This window comes from Belliella filtrata, assembly GCF_022549775.1.
GTDB classification, from domain to species: Bacteria; Bacteroidota; Bacteroidia; order Cytophagales; family Cyclobacteriaceae; genus Belliella; species Belliella filtrata.
In genome coordinates, this window is the sequence record NZ_JAKZGP010000009.1 from 37,508 (window position 1) to 55,311 (window position 17,804).

At 38.6% G+C, this 17,804-nt stretch carries 22 protein-coding genes and 1 tRNA gene; 8 read left to right on the forward strand and 15 right to left on the reverse strand.

Annotated elements, in window-relative coordinates:
* Positions 1-2 precede the first annotated feature (2 nt).
* From MM239_RS05580 to pruA, 3 genes are all read left to right on the forward strand, one after another.
* Positions 3-386 carry an ArsR/SmtB family transcription factor gene (locus tag MM239_RS05580; RefSeq protein ID WP_241295968.1) on the forward strand — a complete coding sequence of 128 codons (384 nt, stop codon included), beginning with the start codon at positions 3-5 and terminating at the stop codon, positions 384-386.
* A gap of 5 nt (positions 387-391) precedes the next feature.
* The gene (locus MM239_RS05585) at positions 392-1,087 is read left to right on the forward strand and encodes a YjjG family noncanonical pyrimidine nucleotidase (protein WP_241347218.1); all 696 of its coding nucleotides are present in this window, start codon (positions 392-394) and stop codon (positions 1,085-1,087) included.
* Between the two features lie 134 nt (positions 1,088-1,221).
* Complete coding sequence (gene pruA, locus MM239_RS05590; RefSeq protein WP_241347219.1) at positions 1,222-2,856, forward strand: L-glutamate gamma-semialdehyde dehydrogenase; 1,635 nt, start codon at positions 1,222-1,224, stop codon at positions 2,854-2,856.
* A 275-nt stretch (positions 2,857-3,131) separates the two neighbouring features.
* On the opposite strand, the gene MM239_RS05595 is transcribed toward pruA, so the two are convergent.
* Both MM239_RS05595 and MM239_RS05600 read right to left on the reverse strand, forming a co-directional pair.
* Positions 3,132-3,890, reverse strand: coding sequence for a DUF4221 family protein (locus MM239_RS05595; protein WP_241347220.1), 759 nt, complete (start codon positions 3,888-3,890; stop codon positions 3,132-3,134).
* An 11-nt stretch (positions 3,891-3,901) separates the two neighbouring features.
* The gene (locus MM239_RS05600; RefSeq protein ID WP_241347221.1) at positions 3,902-4,276 is read right to left on the reverse strand and encodes a hypothetical protein; all 375 of its coding nucleotides are present in this window, start codon (positions 4,274-4,276) and stop codon (positions 3,902-3,904) included.
* Between the two features lie 392 nt (positions 4,277-4,668).
* Between MM239_RS05600 and MM239_RS05605 the strand changes: the two genes are divergently transcribed.
* Positions 4,669-5,088 (forward strand): 6-bladed beta-propeller, encoded by a 420-nt coding sequence (locus MM239_RS05605; RefSeq protein ID WP_317235617.1) that lies wholly within the window; start codon positions 4,669-4,671, stop codon positions 5,086-5,088.
* A 290-nt stretch (positions 5,089-5,378) separates the two neighbouring features.
* Entirely contained in the window at positions 5,379-5,813 is a 435-nt protein-coding gene (locus MM239_RS05610) for a hypothetical protein (protein ID WP_241347223.1), read from the forward strand.
* 37 nt (positions 5,814-5,850) lie between these two features.
* Here MM239_RS05610 and MM239_RS05615 read toward each other — a convergent pair whose 3' ends face one another.
* The 13 genes from MM239_RS05615 to MM239_RS05675 all read right to left on the reverse strand — a co-directional run bounded on the left by MM239_RS05615 (position 5,851) and on the right by MM239_RS05675 (position 16,336).
* Positions 5,851-6,195 (reverse strand): hypothetical protein, encoded by a 345-nt coding sequence (locus tag MM239_RS05615; protein ID WP_241347224.1) that lies wholly within the window; start codon positions 6,193-6,195, stop codon positions 5,851-5,853.
* A 137-nt stretch (positions 6,196-6,332) separates the two neighbouring features.
* A complete protein-coding gene (locus tag MM239_RS05620; RefSeq protein ID WP_241347225.1) occupies positions 6,333-7,532 on the reverse strand; it encodes a phosphoglycerate kinase in 1,200 nt (399 codons plus the stop codon).
* A gap of 38 nt (positions 7,533-7,570) precedes the next feature.
* Entirely contained in the window at positions 7,571-8,536 is a 966-nt protein-coding gene (locus MM239_RS05625; protein WP_241347226.1) for an L-threonylcarbamoyladenylate synthase, read from the reverse strand.
* Complete coding sequence (locus tag MM239_RS05630; protein WP_241347227.1) at positions 8,536-9,252, reverse strand: tetratricopeptide repeat protein; 717 nt, start codon at positions 9,250-9,252, stop codon at positions 8,536-8,538. Before MM239_RS05630 ends, MM239_RS05625 begins: the two co-directional genes overlap by 1 nt.
* A gap of 36 nt (positions 9,253-9,288) precedes the next feature.
* Positions 9,289-9,729, reverse strand: coding sequence for an acyl-CoA thioesterase (locus tag MM239_RS05635; RefSeq protein WP_241347228.1), 441 nt, complete (start codon positions 9,727-9,729; stop codon positions 9,289-9,291).
* A gap of 4 nt (positions 9,730-9,733) precedes the next feature.
* Positions 9,734-10,285, reverse strand: a complete 552-nt coding sequence (locus MM239_RS05640; protein ID WP_241347229.1) for an NUDIX hydrolase — start codon at positions 10,283-10,285, stop codon at positions 9,734-9,736.
* A gap of 7 nt (positions 10,286-10,292) precedes the next feature.
* Positions 10,293-10,880, reverse strand: a complete 588-nt coding sequence (locus MM239_RS05645; RefSeq protein ID WP_241347230.1) for a hypothetical protein — start codon at positions 10,878-10,880, stop codon at positions 10,293-10,295.
* Positions 10,880-12,787 (reverse strand): RecQ family ATP-dependent DNA helicase, encoded by a 1,908-nt coding sequence (locus MM239_RS05650; RefSeq protein WP_241347231.1) that lies wholly within the window; start codon positions 12,785-12,787, stop codon positions 10,880-10,882. Before MM239_RS05650 ends, MM239_RS05645 begins: the two co-directional genes overlap by 1 nt.
* The gene (locus MM239_RS05655; RefSeq protein WP_241347232.1) at positions 12,788-13,564 is read right to left on the reverse strand and encodes an enoyl-CoA hydratase/isomerase family protein; all 777 of its coding nucleotides are present in this window, start codon (positions 13,562-13,564) and stop codon (positions 12,788-12,790) included.
* 290 nt (positions 13,565-13,854) lie between these two features.
* Positions 13,855-14,127, reverse strand: a complete 273-nt coding sequence (locus tag MM239_RS05660) for a hypothetical protein (RefSeq protein ID WP_241347233.1) — start codon at positions 14,125-14,127, stop codon at positions 13,855-13,857.
* Between the two features lie 224 nt (positions 14,128-14,351).
* Entirely contained in the window at positions 14,352-14,909 is a 558-nt protein-coding gene (locus tag MM239_RS05665) for a DUF3575 domain-containing protein (protein WP_241347234.1), read from the reverse strand.
* A gap of 31 nt (positions 14,910-14,940) precedes the next feature.
* Entirely contained in the window at positions 14,941-15,378 is a 438-nt protein-coding gene (locus MM239_RS05670) for a GNAT family N-acetyltransferase (RefSeq protein ID WP_241347235.1), read from the reverse strand.
* Positions 15,347-16,336, reverse strand: coding sequence for a PhoH family protein (locus MM239_RS05675; protein WP_241347236.1), 990 nt, complete (start codon positions 16,334-16,336; stop codon positions 15,347-15,349). The genes MM239_RS05670 and MM239_RS05675 overlap by 32 nt, the downstream gene beginning before the upstream one ends.
* Before the next feature lie 103 nt (positions 16,337-16,439).
* Here MM239_RS05675 and MM239_RS05680 point away from each other — a divergent pair, with 103 nt between their 5' ends.
* The 3 genes from MM239_RS05680 (at position 16,440) to MM239_RS05690 (ending at position 17,677) form a co-directional block, all read left to right on the forward strand.
* The gene (locus tag MM239_RS05680) at positions 16,440-17,216 is read left to right on the forward strand and encodes an SAM hydrolase/SAM-dependent halogenase family protein (protein ID WP_241347237.1); all 777 of its coding nucleotides are present in this window, start codon (positions 16,440-16,442) and stop codon (positions 17,214-17,216) included.
* A gap of 1 nt (position 17,217) precedes the next feature.
* Positions 17,218-17,514, forward strand: a complete 297-nt coding sequence (locus MM239_RS05685) for a putative quinol monooxygenase (RefSeq protein ID WP_241347238.1) — start codon at positions 17,218-17,220, stop codon at positions 17,512-17,514.
* Between the two features lie 81 nt (positions 17,515-17,595).
* A tRNA-Leu gene (locus MM239_RS05690) sits at positions 17,596-17,677 on the forward strand.
* Positions 17,678-17,804 lie beyond the last annotated feature (127 nt).

The window sequence follows — 17,804 nt, forward strand, 5'->3', positions numbered from 1 at the left end:
TAATGAGACTTAAAAACATCAGTTTGAGCTATGGGATGCGGATATTCAAAGCATTATCCGAAGAACCTCGTGTAAGGATCCTTCACTTGCTCATTCAAAACAAAGAACTATCGATTTCTGATCTTGAACATATCTTAGATTTCACCCAAACGAAGACAAGCAGGCATTTGATATACCTAAAAAACGCGGGCTTGGTAGCAAGCCGAAGAGTGGATCAATGGACTTTTTACTACATATTAGACGAAGCCATTGAAATCATACAGCAAACTTTTAAGTTTATTCAAAAAGACCCTAATCTTATCAAAGATCAGGAAGTATATCAAATCTTATTTTCCAACAGAGAACTTGCCATAAACAAGATTCAAAACAACCCATACAGAAAGTAACAGCTTTGAAAAAATACCAACACATTTTCTTTGACTTAGACCATACCCTCTGGGACTATGATCGCAATGTACAAGAATCTTTATCAGAGATTTTCGACCATTTTGAATTAATTAACTTCGGCATCACGAATGCTGATCATTTCATAAAGGGATTTTATCAAGTTAATTACAAACTCTGGGATCTATACAACCAAGGTAAAATTGATAAAATTGGCTTGAGAGAATCCCGCTTCAGGTTGATATTCGAAGAGATCAAAGCTACATCTCTTGAAATACCTTCGGAGCTTGAACTCGATTTTATGCACAGAACCTCCACCAAGCAGCATTTGCTCCCTTATGCATTGGAGATATTGGAATACCTAAAACCCGGATATCCCATGCACATCATCACCAATGGCTTCAATGAAAGCCAAGAAAAAAAACTCACCGCATCTGGGCTGACTCCTTACTTTGATTTGATCATCACCTCCGAGACAACTGGTCACAAAAAGCCAGATGCTAGGATTTTTCATTATGCCTTGGAAAAATTAGGCGTCACCAATGACAAAGTCCTAATGATTGGAGACAATCCCAATTCTGACATTCTAGGTGCTATCAATGCCAATATTGATCAAGTGTATTACGACCCTTCGGGAAAAGGCTGCGATTATAAGCCTACTTACACCATTTCACATTTGAAGGAATTGGAAGGTTTACTATAAAAACACCAACTTTCATTCTAATTTTAAAAAAGGCCGAAATCCAAAAATCATATAAAATTCATTGATCCAAAGGCATTCCAGTCCATGTTGCTTATATTTGTAACATTCAGAAATCATATAAAATCCAAATAGAAATGCTTAAAGGTTTTTTCAATGTACCGGTACCGAAAAACGAACCGGTAAAAGCTTATGCACCTGGATCACCAGAGAGAGCTGAGCTTCAAAAGACACTAAAAGAATTCCGCTCTCAAGAAATTGATGTACCCATGTACATCGGATCTGAAGAAGTGAGAACTGGCAATAAAAAATCCATGTCTCCCCCACATGATCATCAGCACATCTTGGGATATTTCCACGAAGGTGATGCTTCTCATGTAGAGCAAGCCATCAACGCAGCTCTTGGAGCTAAAGCCGCTTGGGAAACAATGGAATGGGAACAGCGTGCAGCTATTTTCCTGAAAGCTGCAGACCTCCTAGCTGGACCATATAGGGCAAAAATTAATGCTGCTACCATGCTTGGTCAATCTAAGAATGCTTTTCAAGCAGAGATTGATGCTGCTTGTGAGTTTATAGATTTCTTAAAGTTCAATGTACAATACATGACAGAAATCTACGCACAGCAGCCTCCTGTATCAGGTGATGGCGTATGGAATAGAGTGGAGCAAAGACCATTGGAAGGTTTTGTATTCGCATTGACACCATTCAACTTCACTGCAATTGCAGGAAATCTCCCAACTTCCGCAGCCATGATGGGTAATACCATCGTATGGAAGCCTGCTTACACACAAATCTATTCTGCAAAAGTCCTGATGGATGTGTTCAAAGAAGCGGGAGTTCCTGACGGAGTAATCAACCTAATCTATGTAGATGGCCCAACAGCTGGAGACATCATTTTCAATCACCCAGACTTTGCCGGAATTCACTTCACTGGATCCACAGGAGTTTTCCAACATATCTGGAAGACAATCGGTGAAAACATATTCAAATACAAATCATACCCAAGAATCGTAGGAGAGACTGGCGGAAAAGACTTTGTCATTGCGCATAAGTCAGCGAATCCAAAAGCAGTAGCTGTAGGTTTATCACGAGGTGCTTTTGAGTTTCAAGGTCAGAAATGTAGTGCAGCTTCAAGAGCTTATATCCCAAACAATATCTGGGCTGATGTGAAAAAATACTTGCTTGAAGACCTGTCATCCATGAAAATGGGACCTACAGAGGATTTTTCCAACTTTATCAATGCTGTAATAGATGAGAAATCATTTGACAAAATCAGCAAATACATCACTGAAGCAAAAGGTGCTGAAGGTGTTGAGATCATATCGGGTGGCAATTTCGATAAGTCAAAAGGTTATTTCATTGAACCTACTGTGATCGTCACCCAAGATCCAATGTACAAGACCATGCAGGAAGAAATCTTTGGCCCAGTATTGACAATCTATGTGTACAATGCAGAGCATTTCGAAGAAGCCCTGGAACTGGTGGACCAAACATCTCCATACGCCCTTACAGGAGCCATCTTCTCAACTGACAGATATGCCATCGAGTTTGCGACCAAAAAACTCCGAAATGCAGCAGGTAACTTCTATATCAACGATAAACCAACAGGAGCAGTGGTAGGTCAGCAGCCATTTGGAGGCGCTAGAGCTTCTGGAACCAATGATAAAGCTGGGTCAATGATCAACTTGCTAAGATGGGTGTCTCCAAGAACAATCAAAGAAACATTCGTATCACCTGTGGATTATAGATATCCGTTTTTGGGTGAGGAGTGAGAAGAGAAGCCAAAGGCGTGAAGCGAGAGATTAGATAGATAGACTCGCCTGCTGCAAGCAGGAACAAGAAACAAGAGTTTTAATGTGTGCTAAGTACAAAGTAAATTTAATCCACAATCTCTCGTAGAAGCGAGAGACAAGAGTCAAGATACAAGAGAGAAATGTCAATCAAAAGAGATTGGACAAAGCCCTGTGTTGTCAATAGCTACTTGCTTACACAAAGCCAATCAAACACCCCAAGATGATTTTCTTGGGGTGTTTTTTTATTGCAATCCCTACTTTTCATCTAGATTGACCTTTAATATCTTATATCTAAAGTAATCATCACTAAAATCATCTCTGTTCATATTATTGGTAGAGACATATAGACCTTGTCTTCCAACCAAAAAATTATCCGAGGAATGTACTTCAAATTCATCAAAAACATGTTCCGCTAAGGTGTTAAGATCTTTGTCCAAGATCATAATGCCCGTTATTGGTCTTGAGCGTTCAAGCATACGAAGTTTTTCAATTTCAAGGCTCTCTTGAGGTTCATAACCTGGGAGGAAAATTCTATAAAACACATCCCTATATTTATCATAAAGAAAAATTTCATATTGATCAGAACCAATAGTGTTTAAAACCGCTTCCTCTGAACTTCCTGGTAACTCATCAACAAAATTGAATTTATTGACATATTTTGATTTGACTTCTTTCCTTAGAGTAATTTCCTTAGAGTCATTGTCGTACACTTGGATTTCATGATCATAATATGGAGATATATAAATTTTATTCTCCCTTCTTGCCCATGCAAAATACGATAGCTTTTTGCCTTGATCCCAATAGTTTTCTTTGTAAAAAACATTTTGCCATTGAAATTTACTTGTCAACAAATTAAAACTATATAGCAGATGCTGTTTTTGAATGTCTGATTTTTTCATTTGATGATGCGCCATCAAAAAAGGTTGCGCACCAAAGATCTCATTCCCTTCCAAAAATAAAGGAGTGTAGCTTCCTGCACCAATATGGCTAACATTAAAACTCTCTTCATTCAAAGGCTCAAACTTTAAAAGATTCCCAGAAAAATCAATGATTCCAATTGCTGGAGGAAAAAGGTAACTCCTATTGTATCTTTTGAAATTAAGGTTACTCCTGTGAGCCTTCTTGCTCTTTTTTCTTCATCGAATTCCAAGGGTACATTTAATATATGCTTGCCAGAAGGAAATTCAGTGAATTGCAACTTCTTAATAATATGGTTATAATAAAAAATGAATTCTCCTGAGTCAGTTTCAACAAGTTGAATCATTCCAGGGTTAGTAAGTACCATGTCGGAAGCCTGAAATGAAATTGTCTCTTCAAATTCCAATAACCCCGCAGTTTCAGTTCTTGATTTGCAGCTCACAATCAAAACGATGATGAAGCATAATAAAATCTGTTTCATAAATTGTATGTTTAAAGTACCGTTATTGAAATATATCAATAGCGGTTTAGAACTACTCACAAAGACATAAATTATTGAAAGACAAATTTTTACAACCATCAATAAATTAACACCATTCTACTCCCCCTCCCGACTGTGCTTCTAAATTCACAGGCTGAACTAGCCCTTGTCCCATTGTCATGATGCTTACTGCCATATCTGAATTTGCTAATTTGTTTTTTCTTTTTTATAATTAACAACACTTTAGTTAATATTTAAAACTAATCACTTTTTTAAAAAAAAGAAACAGTCAGAGGAATAATCCTGAAAAAAAACAGTATTTTTAGTTATCTTGTTTTAGCATTTTATTGATATGAAAAACATCCACTCTCTCCACCCTTTTTCTACTATTAATCCTTTGTCTTTCTTGTAGCCCTAATACTGACACCAACCATGATTTCTCAACATTGCTTATTGAAGCTGAAGATATTAAAGCACTTGATGAAATAATTGAAGATATTATATTTCTTCCCTTTCAGATACCTGATGATTCTCCAATCAAAAAATCTAGTCATAATGCCATGCTTTTAGAAGATGAACATATTTATTTCTCTACAGGAGGCCATAAAGATACTCCAATACATGTTTTTGACACAGAAGGTAAATACATTCAATCATTCAATAAGCAAGGTGGTGGCCCCGAAGAATACCCTTTCATACTAAGATTAGATATGTTTGGTGATAAACTTGCAATCTGGAACTACAAAGGTGTCTTCAAGCTATACGACAAAGAAACTTTCGAATACAAAGGCCAAAAGAATTTGAGAATTTAGACCTTCCAAATATCCCCGATTTTGCAAAAATCGATGATGAGAAATGGTTATTTGTCTCCGATTATGGATTTGAGGAAGATGGCAATAACCAATACCAACCATTCTATATCTATGATGAAAAGTCTAAAACAAAACAGGCTCTTTATCCGAAAGGTTGGAAACTGAGTTCAAACTTAGTAGAAGGTGAGATCACAAAGCTATCTGACAATACATATCTACTTAACTTTGGAGCTTCTGATACGCTTTATCATTTCCAAGAAAACAAAATCAATCCCTTTGTAGTCCTTGATTTGGCTAACAATAATCTTCCTGATAAATTAAAAAATGAGGTCGATGATGTGATGGAGAATGTAATTCCTTCACAAAAATTCAACTTCAATCTCGGTAGTGCTTCAGCTGCAAACGACATAATTAGGATCCTACTTTTTGGGATAAAACCAAATAATTTTTCACAAGATGCAGGCTTAGAAAGCATGCCTTTATACCATTTGTACTTACAATACCCGAGTATGAAATATAAACTTTCTAGTGCCTTTGGTTCTTCTATTGGCAAGCCTGGCTTTAGTAAAGATGGATACTATTATGAAGTTTTGTTCCCAGAAGGAATTGATTTTGCTTTAAAAACAGATTTGTTCGGAAAGCACAATAAAAAATTGGAATCTGCAATGGACATTTTAGTGGATCAGGAAGATCCAATATTGGTGAAATATAAAATCAAAATTTAAAATCAATACAATCTCTCATTGCTGCAAAGCTCTCTCCTCAATCAGCCAAGTAAACATCATTTGCACATTGAACATAGTCTACTTCTATTTTTTCGCCATTTTGACTTTTAGAAAAATATATATAATTCCCATTTTCATCTGGCTCAGGATCACGGGAGATAGACCAAAGCCTAGATCGACCATCTTCAAGCATCACCCTGTAAGTAAATACACCAGTTTTTTTATTCCTCCTCACATCCTGATCGATCACATAAGACAGCTGAGTGCCCGAATCGTCAAACTCCTTCAAGTACACAATACACTCTCCACTCAATTCTTCAACTTCAGTACAAGAACTAAAGCTGATCAATAGGAATAAAAAGATTACACTTAATTTTTTCATAACACCCTAACTATAACTACTCAAAAATATAAATTCAATTTGAAAATAAAGCATTTTCAAACCCTCTCTTTCCAAAAAATAAAAACACTGCCAATCAGAAAGTCGGCAGTGTTTTAAAATTTGATAATTAATGAATACTATGGCTCAAGTGCAGCTACACCTGGAAGCACTTTACCTTCCATGTGCTCAAGCAAGGCCCCTCCACCGGTAGAGACATAGGATACCTTATCTGTAAACCCGAACTTATTGACTGCGGCGGCAGAATCACCGCCTCCGATAAGTGAGAATGCTCCAGCTTGCGTAGCTTCTGCTACTGCTTCTGCTATCGCTACAGTACCATGAACAAAGCTACTCATTTCGAATACGCCCATTGGTCCATTCCAAAGCACAGTTTTTGAATTTTTAACTACTTCTGCAAATTGCTTTCTAGTGTCTGGTCCGATATCCAAGCCCATCCATCCGTCAGGGATTTGACCACTTACCGCCACTTTTTGCTCGGCATCATTGGCAAAGGCTGTGGAGATCACAGTATCTACGGGTAAAATCAAGTTTACACCTTTTGCTTTTGCTTTCTCCATCAATTCTAGCACGTAGTCCATTTTGTCTGCTTCACACAAGGAGTCACCGATTTGACCACCTTTAGCTTTGGCAAAAGTGTAGGACATACCACCACCAATGATCAAGTTATCTACCTTATCAAGAAGCTTTTCAATGATCAAAATCTTATCTGAAATCTTCGCTCCTCCCATAATGGCAGTGTATGGTCTTTGTGGTTCCTCTAAGACCTTATCTGCATTTTCTAATTCAGATTGTAATAAGTACCCACTCACTTTGGTATCAAAGTACTGAGCAATCACCGCTGTAGAAGCATGAGCCCTGTGAGCTGTTCCAAATGCATCATTGACATATACATCACCTAAGGCAGCAAGTTTCTTTGCAAATTCCTCATCACCTTTTTCTTCTTCCTTGTAGAACCTCAAGTTTTCCAAAAGCAAAATCTCACCTGGTTTCAACCCTGCTGCTAGCTGCTTAGCTTCTTGACCAATACAGTCTGGTGCAAACTTTACAGAGGTTCCTGAAAGCTTCTGTAGATCAGAAATCACATGCCTCAATGAGTACTTATCTGTAGGGCCATCCTTTGGCCTACCTAAGTGAGACATCAAAATGGCAGAACCTCCATCTTTAAGGATTTTTTGAATGGTCGGTATAGCTGCGCTTATTCTAGTGGCATCTGTTACATTTTGATGCTCATCTAGAGGAACATTAAAATCAACCCTGATCAAGGCTTTCTTCCCTGAAAAATCTAAGTTGTCAACGTTTTTAATTCTTTTGTTCATGATTAATGGTTTTATTAGGTTTTTTAGTATTTGAGTATTCAATTTTTCACTGAGGCCCTTTTCAATCTATCGTTGATTGCTCTGCCAAGGCCTTCTTCTGGCAAAAGCTCTGCTAAAATTACGGAAACATCTACGCTATCCAAAATCCTCATCCCTGCAAATAACTTTTTTGCTGCTTCACGTAAGTCTCCACCAGGGCTCAAGATTACTTTATTGGAATCAGGAACTTCTGGAAAATCCTTTTGATATGTCAATATTGCAAATTTCTCCCCTTTTTCACGGTAAGTAGCGACCAACTCATCTATATTACCAATGACAAAAGGTTTGGAAGGAGCATAATGGCTTTTCAATTGTCCCGGAGCCTTTGGATTACTTGAAGAGTGGGCCATCACTTTGACCGCTCCGACCACCTGTTCTATGCTAGCAATATCAAGTCCACCAAGTCGAAAGATGGTAATTTCTTCCGCTTCCAAGCCCACAATAGTACTCTCTAATCCTACATCACACTGCCCTCCATCGAGTACATAGGTGATTTTTTCTCCTAGCTGATCATTCACGTGACTGGCCAGCGTGGGACTAATGTAGCCAAATGGATTGGCACTCGGTGCAGCCAGCGGAAAATCAAGAGATGCTAGCAATGCCCTAGTCAGGGGATGTGAAGGAATTCTAACCGCAACGGTGTCGAGACCACTTGTAACCAATTCAGGCACATTGCTTTTCCTAGGTAGTAGCAAAGTCAAAGGCCCAGGCCAAAAAGCATCAGCCAATAGTTTTAGCTGAGCAGGTATATGCGTCACAAAACCTTCCACACGATCTACACTTGAAGCATGTAGAATCAATGGATCAAAGTTTGGCCTATTCTTAACTTCAAAAATCTTCGCAACAGCATCTTCGTCAAATCCATTACCAGCAAGTCCATAAACTGTCTCCGTGGGTAAACCTACAAGTTCACCTGAAGCAAGGATTGCTTTCGCTTTTTGAATATCTACACCAATATCAGCCATTACTCTTTACAGAAATCGTCAATCCATGTCTGTGCATCTGCATAGCCTAAATTGAGCGCCATTTTCAAATTGGCACATCCTTCTTCCTTTTGATTCAGTGCACTCATCTGAGTTACACCTAAAAGGTAATATGCTGAGCCATTATTATTATCAAGATTAATCGCATTGATCAAGGATTCCATTCCTCCAAGAGGATCATTATTTCCGAGCTGCGCTTTGGCTTTATTGAAGTGTACCAAAGCTTGGTCAGGCGTAGCTTGAAGCGCCATATCAAAATCCATGATGGCATCTTCATACTCTTCTTGTGCCAAAAGAGCTAATCCCCTATTGTAATACACATCTACTTGCTGCGCATCCAATCCACTTGCTACATTATAATCTCGTATCGCTTCTTTGTAAGCTTTTTTCTCCAAGTAAGCATTTCCCCTATTGAAGAATGGCTTGTAAGAAGTAGAATCTAGTCGAATAGAACTGGTGAAGGCTTTTATAGCTTCATCAAACTTTTTTTGTTGAAAAAGCGCTACTCCTTTGGCATTGAACGCAGAAGTATTCTCTTCGTTCTTCTCTACAACTTTATCGAAATACCCTACGGCTTTACTGTATTCTCCAGCTTCAAGCTGACGTACACCTTCATCAAAGAGTTCTTGTTCACTTGCACCACATGCTGACATCATCAATCCAACTACAGCCAAGATATAGATTTGTTTTACTAACATTCGCTTATTTTTTCGCAAAGATAATGAATTATCTAGCTAGACATTGTCATTTTGCATTTTTGCAGCATAAGACTCGGGTACAGCTACTGGCTTCATGGTCTTCAAGTCCACAGATACCATGGTTACTTGAGCTACAGCATACACTTTATGTTTACCATCCGAACTAGTTCCTCCCAGAACTTGCTCAAGGACAAATGAACTCGATCCTATTTTTACACATTTGACAAATGCCTTTACTTCATCTCCGAAATGAATGGGGGTCTTATAGTCTATATTGACATTAGCCACCACTGTACCAAATTTCATGGCGTCCCATTGACAAGTCTTATGTAAATACATCGCCCTAGCATGCTCCAGATAATTGAAGTAAATGCCATTGTTCACATGCATGTATCCATCTATGTCCGAAAACCGAATCTGAATATCTTCTGAAAAAGAAAAGGAGGAATTCAAATCCTCCCATTTATAATTAGTCATAAGTTTATATTACGTATTCTGATCTACTGGTTTTTTCTAACATCCTCAAAATAGAAGGACTATAACCCACCACATCCTCAACGGTATCGAAGGGCACCCAAGCCAAGTCTATACTTTCACTACTTAAAGTGAGTGGCTCATTCAACTCCGCTTCAATCAAGTACCTTACATCATAGTGAAAATGCTCAGGAACATCTCCTCTCTGAGGAATGATATGCTTGTCTATATCAAAAATCCCATTTCCAACAAAGCGCAAAGAAGTAAGCCCACTTTCCTCCCTAGCTTCTGTCATGGCTACTTCAAGAAGATTCTCGACACCGTCAGCATGCCCTCCTAGCTGTAGCCATCTATTGAGTTTTCTATGAAGTGTCAAGAGTGTATGCGTTCGGAATTTATCAACAACCCAAGCTGAGGCTGTAAAATGCCCTTGCTCTCTTGAACGCAAAAAGGCGTCATCATCATACGTCAATTCAATAAATTCTGCTGCAAAGGCTTTCTCTTCATCAAAAGGTGTTCTGTAGTTTTCTAGACTTTGTCTCAATATTACTCTATCCATGCGGTAATTAATTTTCAAATAATTCATCTATAAATTTCTCAAAAGGCAATGCCTTTTTGTATAAGAAATCTGAATAGACAGTTACAAGTATTTTTAAATAGCTTGGTTTATTATCAACACTGATTTTCTCAATACTAATATTACCAAACAATTGATCAATTTTCTCATCTTCTCCAATATTACTCAAAGGAGGCTTAAAATATTGCTTTTCGGTTTGCTTGATCGAATCGTTGATTTCTTCAAGCTTTCTGTCAAGACTTATCTTCTGGTATCCCAAAGCTAACACGCGATGCCCAAATGCAAAGAAAAGTTTTGAAAAAATTTCCTGATCAAAGGGAGGATCAAAGCTTACGGCAAACCCATTGGCATAAGGAGAATTCAAAACATGTACACTTGGTTTTGCATCCACTCCTGTCGTCTTGAAGTGATAATTTCTTTTGACCAAATTCATCATTGATTCTCCTTCAGCTGAGTCCAACCAAGCAATGATTTCCGACTGCTCTTCCTCTGTATGTACAAAGTTTTCTTTATGTCTGACAGGTGTGCTCTTTTGAGGAAAAAGTTTCCCGAAAAGATCATCAATAAATGAACTCATTATTTTCCCAATTTATAATTCCCATTTGGCTCTGACACAATCTTACCTTCATCCTCTAATTGCCTCAGCACTTCAACTGTTTGAGCTTCGGACTTTAAGCCTAACTTTTCAAGTGTCAATATAGAAAACTCATTTCCTGCTCTTAAAGTTTGGATTACCTTATTTTTCAATTTTTCTATCTGATCATCTTCAGCTTTTCGCTTTTCGATACATACATCACAAATCCCACAATGGTGATCACTTAGCTCACCAAAGTAAGCCGATATTTGTGATGCTCTACAGTTCGTGTGATTTTTCACATATCCAATCATTGCCTTGGCTTGTGTCTCGGCGAGCTTTCTTCTTTCGGCTATCCTCTTGGTATCAAGAGGAAGCTTACCTGCATCATAGCGGTGTGTAAGAAAAGTGACTTGCGGGGTTTCTTTCTTTTTGTTGTAAGCCAAGACATTGAATTGATCCAATAGCTCCAATTGTTTTATCAAGTCAGCTTCAGACATTTGAAGCTGTTTGGCAAGCTTATTTTCTTGAATCTTGATATATTCTACAAACAATTCCCCACCAAACGCCCTCAACAAGACTTTGATCAATGGGTCAAGTTTAGCGTTTGAAATCTGAAACTCATATAACTTTGATTGATCCACCAAAAAATGAATACTAGACGGTGCAAAAAAACTTTCATTGAGCTCCAAAAACCCTTCTTCTTGCAGAACCTTGAGGGCATTGTATGTCAGCAAGATGTCTAAGGAGTATATCGCACAGAAATGTGTTAGGTCAAAATCATAGCTCGTAAACAAACTACTACCTACAGCTATTCGGTAATTATTGGCTAAAGACTGGTATACCCTTTTCAAAAAATCAATCGGAGGATAAGCAATCTCTGCCCTTTTCCTTAGGGTATCGAGATCTTGCTCATTGGTAAGCAATACGCCGTAAGCCTTCAATTCATCCCTGCCAGCCCTACCAGCTTCTTGGTAATAGTTTTCAAGATTTTCGGGCAAATCCAGGTGGATCACTACTCGCACATCTGGCTTGTCTATCCCCATACCAAATGCATTCGTAGCTACCATGATACGGATATGATTCTTTTTCCATTCTTGCTGACGCTGCTCCCTAATAGAGGAATCTAGCCCTGCATGATAAAAAGTCGCTGAGTGACCAAGTCTAATGAGCTCTTGTGCGATATCTTTTGTCCCCTTTCTATTTCTAGTATAAATAATAGCTGAACCAGGAATCCGATTCAAAATCTCAACTGCCTTTGTGACCTTATTTTCAACCAGACGCACAGCATAGCTTAAGTTTTTTCTTGAAAAAGAACGGACATAAACCTCTGGTGCTTTCAACTCCAACTTATCTATAATATCCTGCTTTACCTGTTTCGTGGCAGAGGCTGTCAATGCCAAGCAAGGAACTTGGGGATGATGTGCTCTGATATTGGAAATCTCTAGATAGGGTGGACGGAAATCATAGCCCCACTGAGAAATACAGTGGGCCTCATCTACTGCTATCAAAGTGACATTCATCCTTTTGAATCGCTCTATAAAAATTTCCGTTTTAAGCCGCTCTGGAGATACATAAAGAAATTTATAATTGCCATATACACAATTATCCAAAATAGTGTCAATCTCTCTTTTTCTCATCCCAGAATAGACTGCAGCTGCCAATACCCCTCGAGCCTTGAGGTTATCAACTTGATCTTTCATCAAGGCTACTAGAGGACTCACTACTAAGCATAATCCTTCTTGAGCCAGTGCAGGGACTTGAAAGCAAATGGACTTCCCTCCACCAGTTGGCAAAAGTGCAACACAGTCTTTGCCGGATAAGACTGCAAGTACAATATCCAGCTGGGCAGGTCGGAAATCCTGATAGCCAAAATATTTTTGTAAAGTCTGTATTGCTAAAGTTTTCATTTACCAGATCAGTGGTTCTTTATTTAAAAAAGCTGAAATTCCCTGTTTACAATCCTGAGATTCTCTAGCTTTTGCATTCATCTCTGCTGCATAGTTCAATCCTGACTCTAAAGACATTTCTTGAACCTCGGCTATCATTTGCTTGGTCATTCCCATCGCTACGCCAGAGTTTTGGGTGATTAATTTCTGTGCAAAATCATACACACTTTGCTCAAGTTGATCTGCTTCTATGAGCCAATTGATCAAACCAAAGTCTTGAGCTTCTTTTGCACTCAATAATTCTGCCCCCAAAAGCAACTGCTTTGCTTTGCCCTCTCCAATTTTCCGCAGCAAAAAAACTTTCACTATGGCTGGCACAAAGCCAATCTTAACTTCAGTATAGCCAAATTTCGCCTCTGGTACTGCATAGGCAAAATCACAAACCGTCACTAGCCCACACCCTCCAGCAAGTGCATGGCCTTGTACCTGTGCTATTACCACCTTTTTAGAGGTATAAATTTGGTGAAAAAGCAATTTCAAATGATTACTATCTGCTAAATTTTCCTCAAAAGAATTGGCCTGAAGCTGTTGAAGTGAAGCAAGGTCAGCCCCAGAACAAAACACTTTGCCTTCCGCTTTGATTACGATCACTTTGACGGTATCATCTGACTCAAAATCAGTCAAGATCGACCTCATAGCGCTAACCATTTCGTAGTTCAATGCATTTCGCTTTTCAGGCCGGTTTAAGGTTAAATACCCAATCCTATTTGATATGTGAGACTTTACTGAATGGTCCATGAGACAACTTACTTTTTTGGGTTTATAAAAACAGCATTTCTTACAATATAGAGCCGTTTTCTTGTCAATCCAAAGCAAAGCTACTTTAAAATGAACCTAAAAGCTCCAGGCTGATTCTTACTCCTGTCTTCAGTAGGACTACTTTTTCCATCTTGCTAAAAAAATGCTTGCTGAGCATCAGGGTTTACAGATACTGCAGGATTATTTTCAAAAACTGTAATCGCCCCACCCCCTGGCAATGGAATCAACAGGGAATCCTCTTTGACAAAACCCACTAAAACCTCTTTAGACTAGAGGTGTTTAACCCTATTTGGAAATACTTTGTAAGCAAGTTTATCATTGCTAAGATCAAAATCAAAGTGATAATCATCCCCAAAATCCAATGCAACACCCTTTTCATTCACATCATAGAATAGAAGTTCTAAATGGTTTGGAACAAAGAGTTCGAAACAGTTATATATGCCCGAAATCACAAAAAGTATAGAAACGACATAGATCTTCCACTTCTCTGGTTTTGAAAACCTCACCAATACCATTGCCAACAAAAACCAATATACCAGCATAAAGCACTCTGAAACAAACAGCTACGACTTGGCGAAAGGAAGGCTTTGAACCATGAAAATCATGGTATTGACTACATGTAACAATGTCTCTGAAAGATAGACTAACAGGTCGATTAAAAATGAGACTTCTGAAAAAATCCTATTCGAAAGCTTTTCGATAAATTAAAAAAGAAAAAGGGAGCATTTGCTCCCTTTCATTATAAATATTAGTCGACTAATTTTTATTAAAACCTGTACCCTATAGAAAACCCAGCTTTGAACTCAATAGCTGAGAATCTATCTCCTACTTCAGATCCAAAACCTCTAGCTATCGATGCATATGGTCCCATAGCAAACTGCTCATTGAATACCCACTTATACCCAGCTCCAAGTCCGAGGATAGCACTGTTCAAGTCTGTCACCAATGGGGTTGATTGACCAACTGATTCTGTAAAATCCCCAAATCTATACTTGAAAAACGGAAACAAGTACATTTGCCCTTGAGTGGGGCTATCGAAATAGAAGTTGTACGCCACTTGAAGTGAGGTAGCATTAAAATCTCTTCCGTCAGAGGTCGAAACATAACCAAACCTATCATTAAAATGCCCCTCTAAACTGATCGACTGATCTCTGGCAATGAAATGTTCATAACCTAACTCTACTGATCCAAGTAGAATGGTGTTTAGAAAATTTAGCTTCACTTCTCCAATACTATGATCTCTTACATCTTGAGACATTCCTTGAGCAAAACCCATCGTTGAAACAAATGATAGCGCCAAAACTGCTAGTATTACTTTTTTCATGATTATAAAATTATTTAAAAACGTTTCAAAACTACAAATATCTTTCCATTTGATAATGCATTATATTACATTCCTCAAAGATCTCGCCAACTTTCTCAAAACCAAACTTAGCATAAAGCGGCATCGCTGTCAATTGTGCATGCATATAGAGTAATTTCCCTTTAGCCTCTTCTGTTGCACTGATATCATCAATAACTGCCTGTACTAGTGCTTGACCGACCCCATTGCCCCTTGCAGACTTCAGCACTGCAAATCTTTCGAGCTTCACGCCATTTTTAGTAAACCTCCACCTGGCTGTTCCAGCTGGAACACCATCTACATAAGCGATGAAATGTGTCGATGTCTCTTCAAATTCATCATACTCCTCTTCAGGGCTTACATGCTGCTCTTGAACAAATACAACTTTTCTGATCTCAAAGATTTCTTCAAACTGTTTTTTATTCTGAACTTTTTCTACGGATATACTCATCTTTGTTATCACTTTTTACTGATTCTGACTTTTCATAAGCCTCAATGATTGCCTTCACTAGCTTGTGCCTGATCACATCTTTTCCACTTAGGTTTACCACCCCAATACCTTTTACATCCTTAAGAACCTTCAAAGACTCAGAAAGACCAGATTTCTGACGCTTTGGAAGATCTACTTGAGATTGATCACCTGTGATGATCACTTTTGAGTTTGGCCCCATTCTAGTCAAGAACATTTTGATCTGCTCACTTGTAGTATTCTGAGCTTCATCCAGAAGTACAAAGGCATCGTGCAATGTCCTTCCACGCATATATGCCAAAGGTGCAATTTCAATCACGCGAGTCTCTTGGTAAAACTTCAACTTTTCCGAAGGCACCATATCACTTAAGGCATCATATATAGGTCTTAGATAAGGGTCCAGCTTCTCTTGTAAGTCTCCGGGCAAAAAGCCTAAGTTTTCCCCTGCTTCCACGGCAGGTCTGGTGATGATGATTCGTTTTACTTCTCTATTTTTCAAAGCTCGCACAGCAAGCGCAACTGCAATATAGGTCTTTCCCGTACCAGCTGGCCCTAGTGCAAAAACCAAATCATTTTTGAAACAAGCCTCGACTAATTTTCTTTGGTTGGGAGATTTTGGTTTAACGACAAGGCCCTTATTCCCAAATACAATCACATCATTTTTCTGATTTTCTTCGAAAGGAACACCCTCCATAGAGATATAATCCTTCACCTGATCAGGAGTAATATGACCGAACCTATGGTAATGCTGCAGTAGCATGTTGACGATATCATTGATTCGAAGAATCTCTGGCGCTTGCCCTTGAATCCTAATCTCATTGCCACGAGATACAATCTTGCTTTCTGGAAATGCAGCCGCTATTTGGCGAACATTTTCATTCCCCGAACCTAAAAAGTCCAAAAGGGAAATATTTTCTAATGTAATGACCTTTTCTACCAATCTATTGAATTTGATTTTAGAGTTTGTTTAAGGTGTAAGGATAAAATCCCTATTTTTGTTCATACCTTCTACAAAAATATAAAATTTTAATTGACTTGCTTATATGGCTTTGGTAACATTCATTTCAGATTTCGGATACGGTGACTATTATGTACCTGCTGTAAAGGCTAAAATGTTGTCTATAAACCCACAGCTTAACATTGTTGATATTTCACACAGCATCAACACATATGATATCGCTCATGCGGGTTTTATCTTGAGGGCTGTTTTTAGAGATTTCCCAAAAGGAACTGTTCACCTGGTAGCTATGAATGGGACAAGCCAAATGAATGACGGCTATATTGGGATTAAACTAGAAGAGCACATCTTTATAGGCCCTAATAATGGAGTCTTGAGTCTCCTTGCAGACCACGACCCTGGGATAATCGTTCAGTTTGCAGACATTCATCTCAAAGACAGCACCTTCCCTACCAAAGACATCTTGGCTCCTATTGCTGCAAAGGTAGCTTCGGGTGCAGCGATTCACGATTTTGGAGGGCCTTTGAATCAGATAAAGAAAATGCTGCCAAGGCAATTCAAAGCATCCAAAAAGCAAATTGTAGGTCACGTGATCCGAATAGATAACTACGGAAACTTGATTACCAACATCCGAAAAGATGTCTTTGATCAGCTGAATCCTGGAAGGTTCAGCATTGAATTCAGTAGAGAAAAACTTCACAAGATAAATAGGTCTTACGATAATGTAGAAGCTGGAGATTGCTTTGCCTTCTTCAATAGTCTTGAGCTGTTAGAATTAGGCATCAATCATGGTAATGGCTCCGAACTTCTTGGGCTAAGACTTGACACACCAATATATATCAACTTTGAAATCGAAGGCTAGGATGCTCATAAGGATAGTAAGAATGAATTTCCAAGAAGACAAGGTGCCCGAATTTTTAGAAAACTTCCATGCCAACAAGGAAAAAATAAGAAACTTCCCAGGTTGTCAGCACTTGGAACTCTGGCAAGATGAAAATTTCAAAAATATTTTCAATACTTACAGCATTTGGACAGATGAAGTGGCGCTGAATCAATATCGTGATTCTGAATTATTTAAGTCTGTATGGGCTGCTACAAAGATATTGTTTGCTGAAAAACCTTTGGCCTTTAGTTCAAAAAAAATCATCGAACTAGGTTAAATGGCTTGCAAGAAAAAAAAATAGTGTTCATATTTGCATCCCGTTCAGCAAGGAACGGAACGATTCGCTAGAATCACATAAGCCCAGGTGGCGGAATTGGTAGACGCGTTGGTCTCAAACACCAATGCCTTCGGGCGTGCCGGTTCGACTCCGGCCCTGGGTACAAAATTAGATAAAAAAAGGCTTTACGATACCGTAAAGCCTTTTTTGTTAGAAATTTGCCTGGCCCTAAATACAGCCTAGCATGCTGCACTCAAACTTTTTATACCTTCTTATTTTCTAAACTCTAC

What these genes read in the sequence shown, in the direction of transcription:
- MM239_RS05580 (WP_241295968.1), top strand. Translation starts at nt 3, where the DNA reads ATGAGACTTAAAAACATCAGTTTGAGCTATGGGATGCGGATATTCAAA.
- pruA (WP_241347219.1), top strand. Translation starts at nt 1,222, where the DNA reads ATGCTTAAAGGTTTTTTCAATGTACCGGTACCGAAAAACGAACCGGTA.
- MM239_RS05600 (WP_241347221.1), bottom strand. Translation starts at nt 4,276, where the DNA reads ATGAAACAGATTTTATTATGCTTCATCATCGTTTTGATTGTGAGCTGC.
- MM239_RS05615 (WP_241347224.1), bottom strand. Translation starts at nt 6,195, where the DNA reads ATGAAAAAATTAAGTGTAATCTTTTTATTCCTATTGATCAGCTTTAGT.
- MM239_RS05620 (WP_241347225.1), bottom strand. Translation starts at nt 7,532, where the DNA reads ATGAACAAAAGAATTAAAAACGTTGACAACTTAGATTTTTCAGGGAAG.
- MM239_RS05625 (WP_241347226.1), bottom strand. Translation starts at nt 8,536, where the DNA reads ATGGCTGATATTGGTGTAGATATTCAAAAAGCGAAAGCAATCCTTGCT.
- MM239_RS05630 (WP_241347227.1), bottom strand. Translation starts at nt 9,252, where the DNA reads ATGTTAGTAAAACAAATCTATATCTTGGCTGTAGTTGGATTGATGATG.
- MM239_RS05635 (WP_241347228.1), bottom strand. Translation starts at nt 9,729, where the DNA reads ATGACTAATTATAAATGGGAGGATTTGAATTCCTCCTTTTCTTTTTCA.
- MM239_RS05640 (WP_241347229.1), bottom strand. Translation starts at nt 10,285, where the DNA reads ATGGATAGAGTAATATTGAGACAAAGTCTAGAAAACTACAGAACACCT.
- MM239_RS05645 (WP_241347230.1), bottom strand. Translation starts at nt 10,880, where the DNA reads ATGAGTTCATTTATTGATGATCTTTTCGGGAAACTTTTTCCTCAAAAG.
- MM239_RS05650 (WP_241347231.1), bottom strand. Translation starts at nt 12,787, where the DNA reads ATGAAAACTTTAGCAATACAGACTTTACAAAAATATTTTGGCTATCAG.
- MM239_RS05655 (WP_241347232.1), bottom strand. Translation starts at nt 13,564, where the DNA reads ATGGACCATTCAGTAAAGTCTCACATATCAAATAGGATTGGGTATTTA.
- MM239_RS05660 (WP_241347233.1), bottom strand. Translation starts at nt 14,127, where the DNA reads ATGCTGGTATATTGGTTTTTGTTGGCAATGGTATTGGTGAGGTTTTCA.
- MM239_RS05665 (WP_241347234.1), bottom strand. Translation starts at nt 14,909, where the DNA reads ATGAAAAAAGTAATACTAGCAGTTTTGGCGCTATCATTTGTTTCAACG.
- MM239_RS05670 (WP_241347235.1), bottom strand. Translation starts at nt 15,378, where the DNA reads ATGAGTATATCCGTAGAAAAAGTTCAGAATAAAAAACAGTTTGAAGAA.
- MM239_RS05680 (WP_241347237.1), top strand. Translation starts at nt 16,440, where the DNA reads ATGGCTTTGGTAACATTCATTTCAGATTTCGGATACGGTGACTATTAT.
- MM239_RS05685 (WP_241347238.1), top strand. Translation starts at nt 17,218, where the DNA reads ATGCTCATAAGGATAGTAAGAATGAATTTCCAAGAAGACAAGGTGCCC.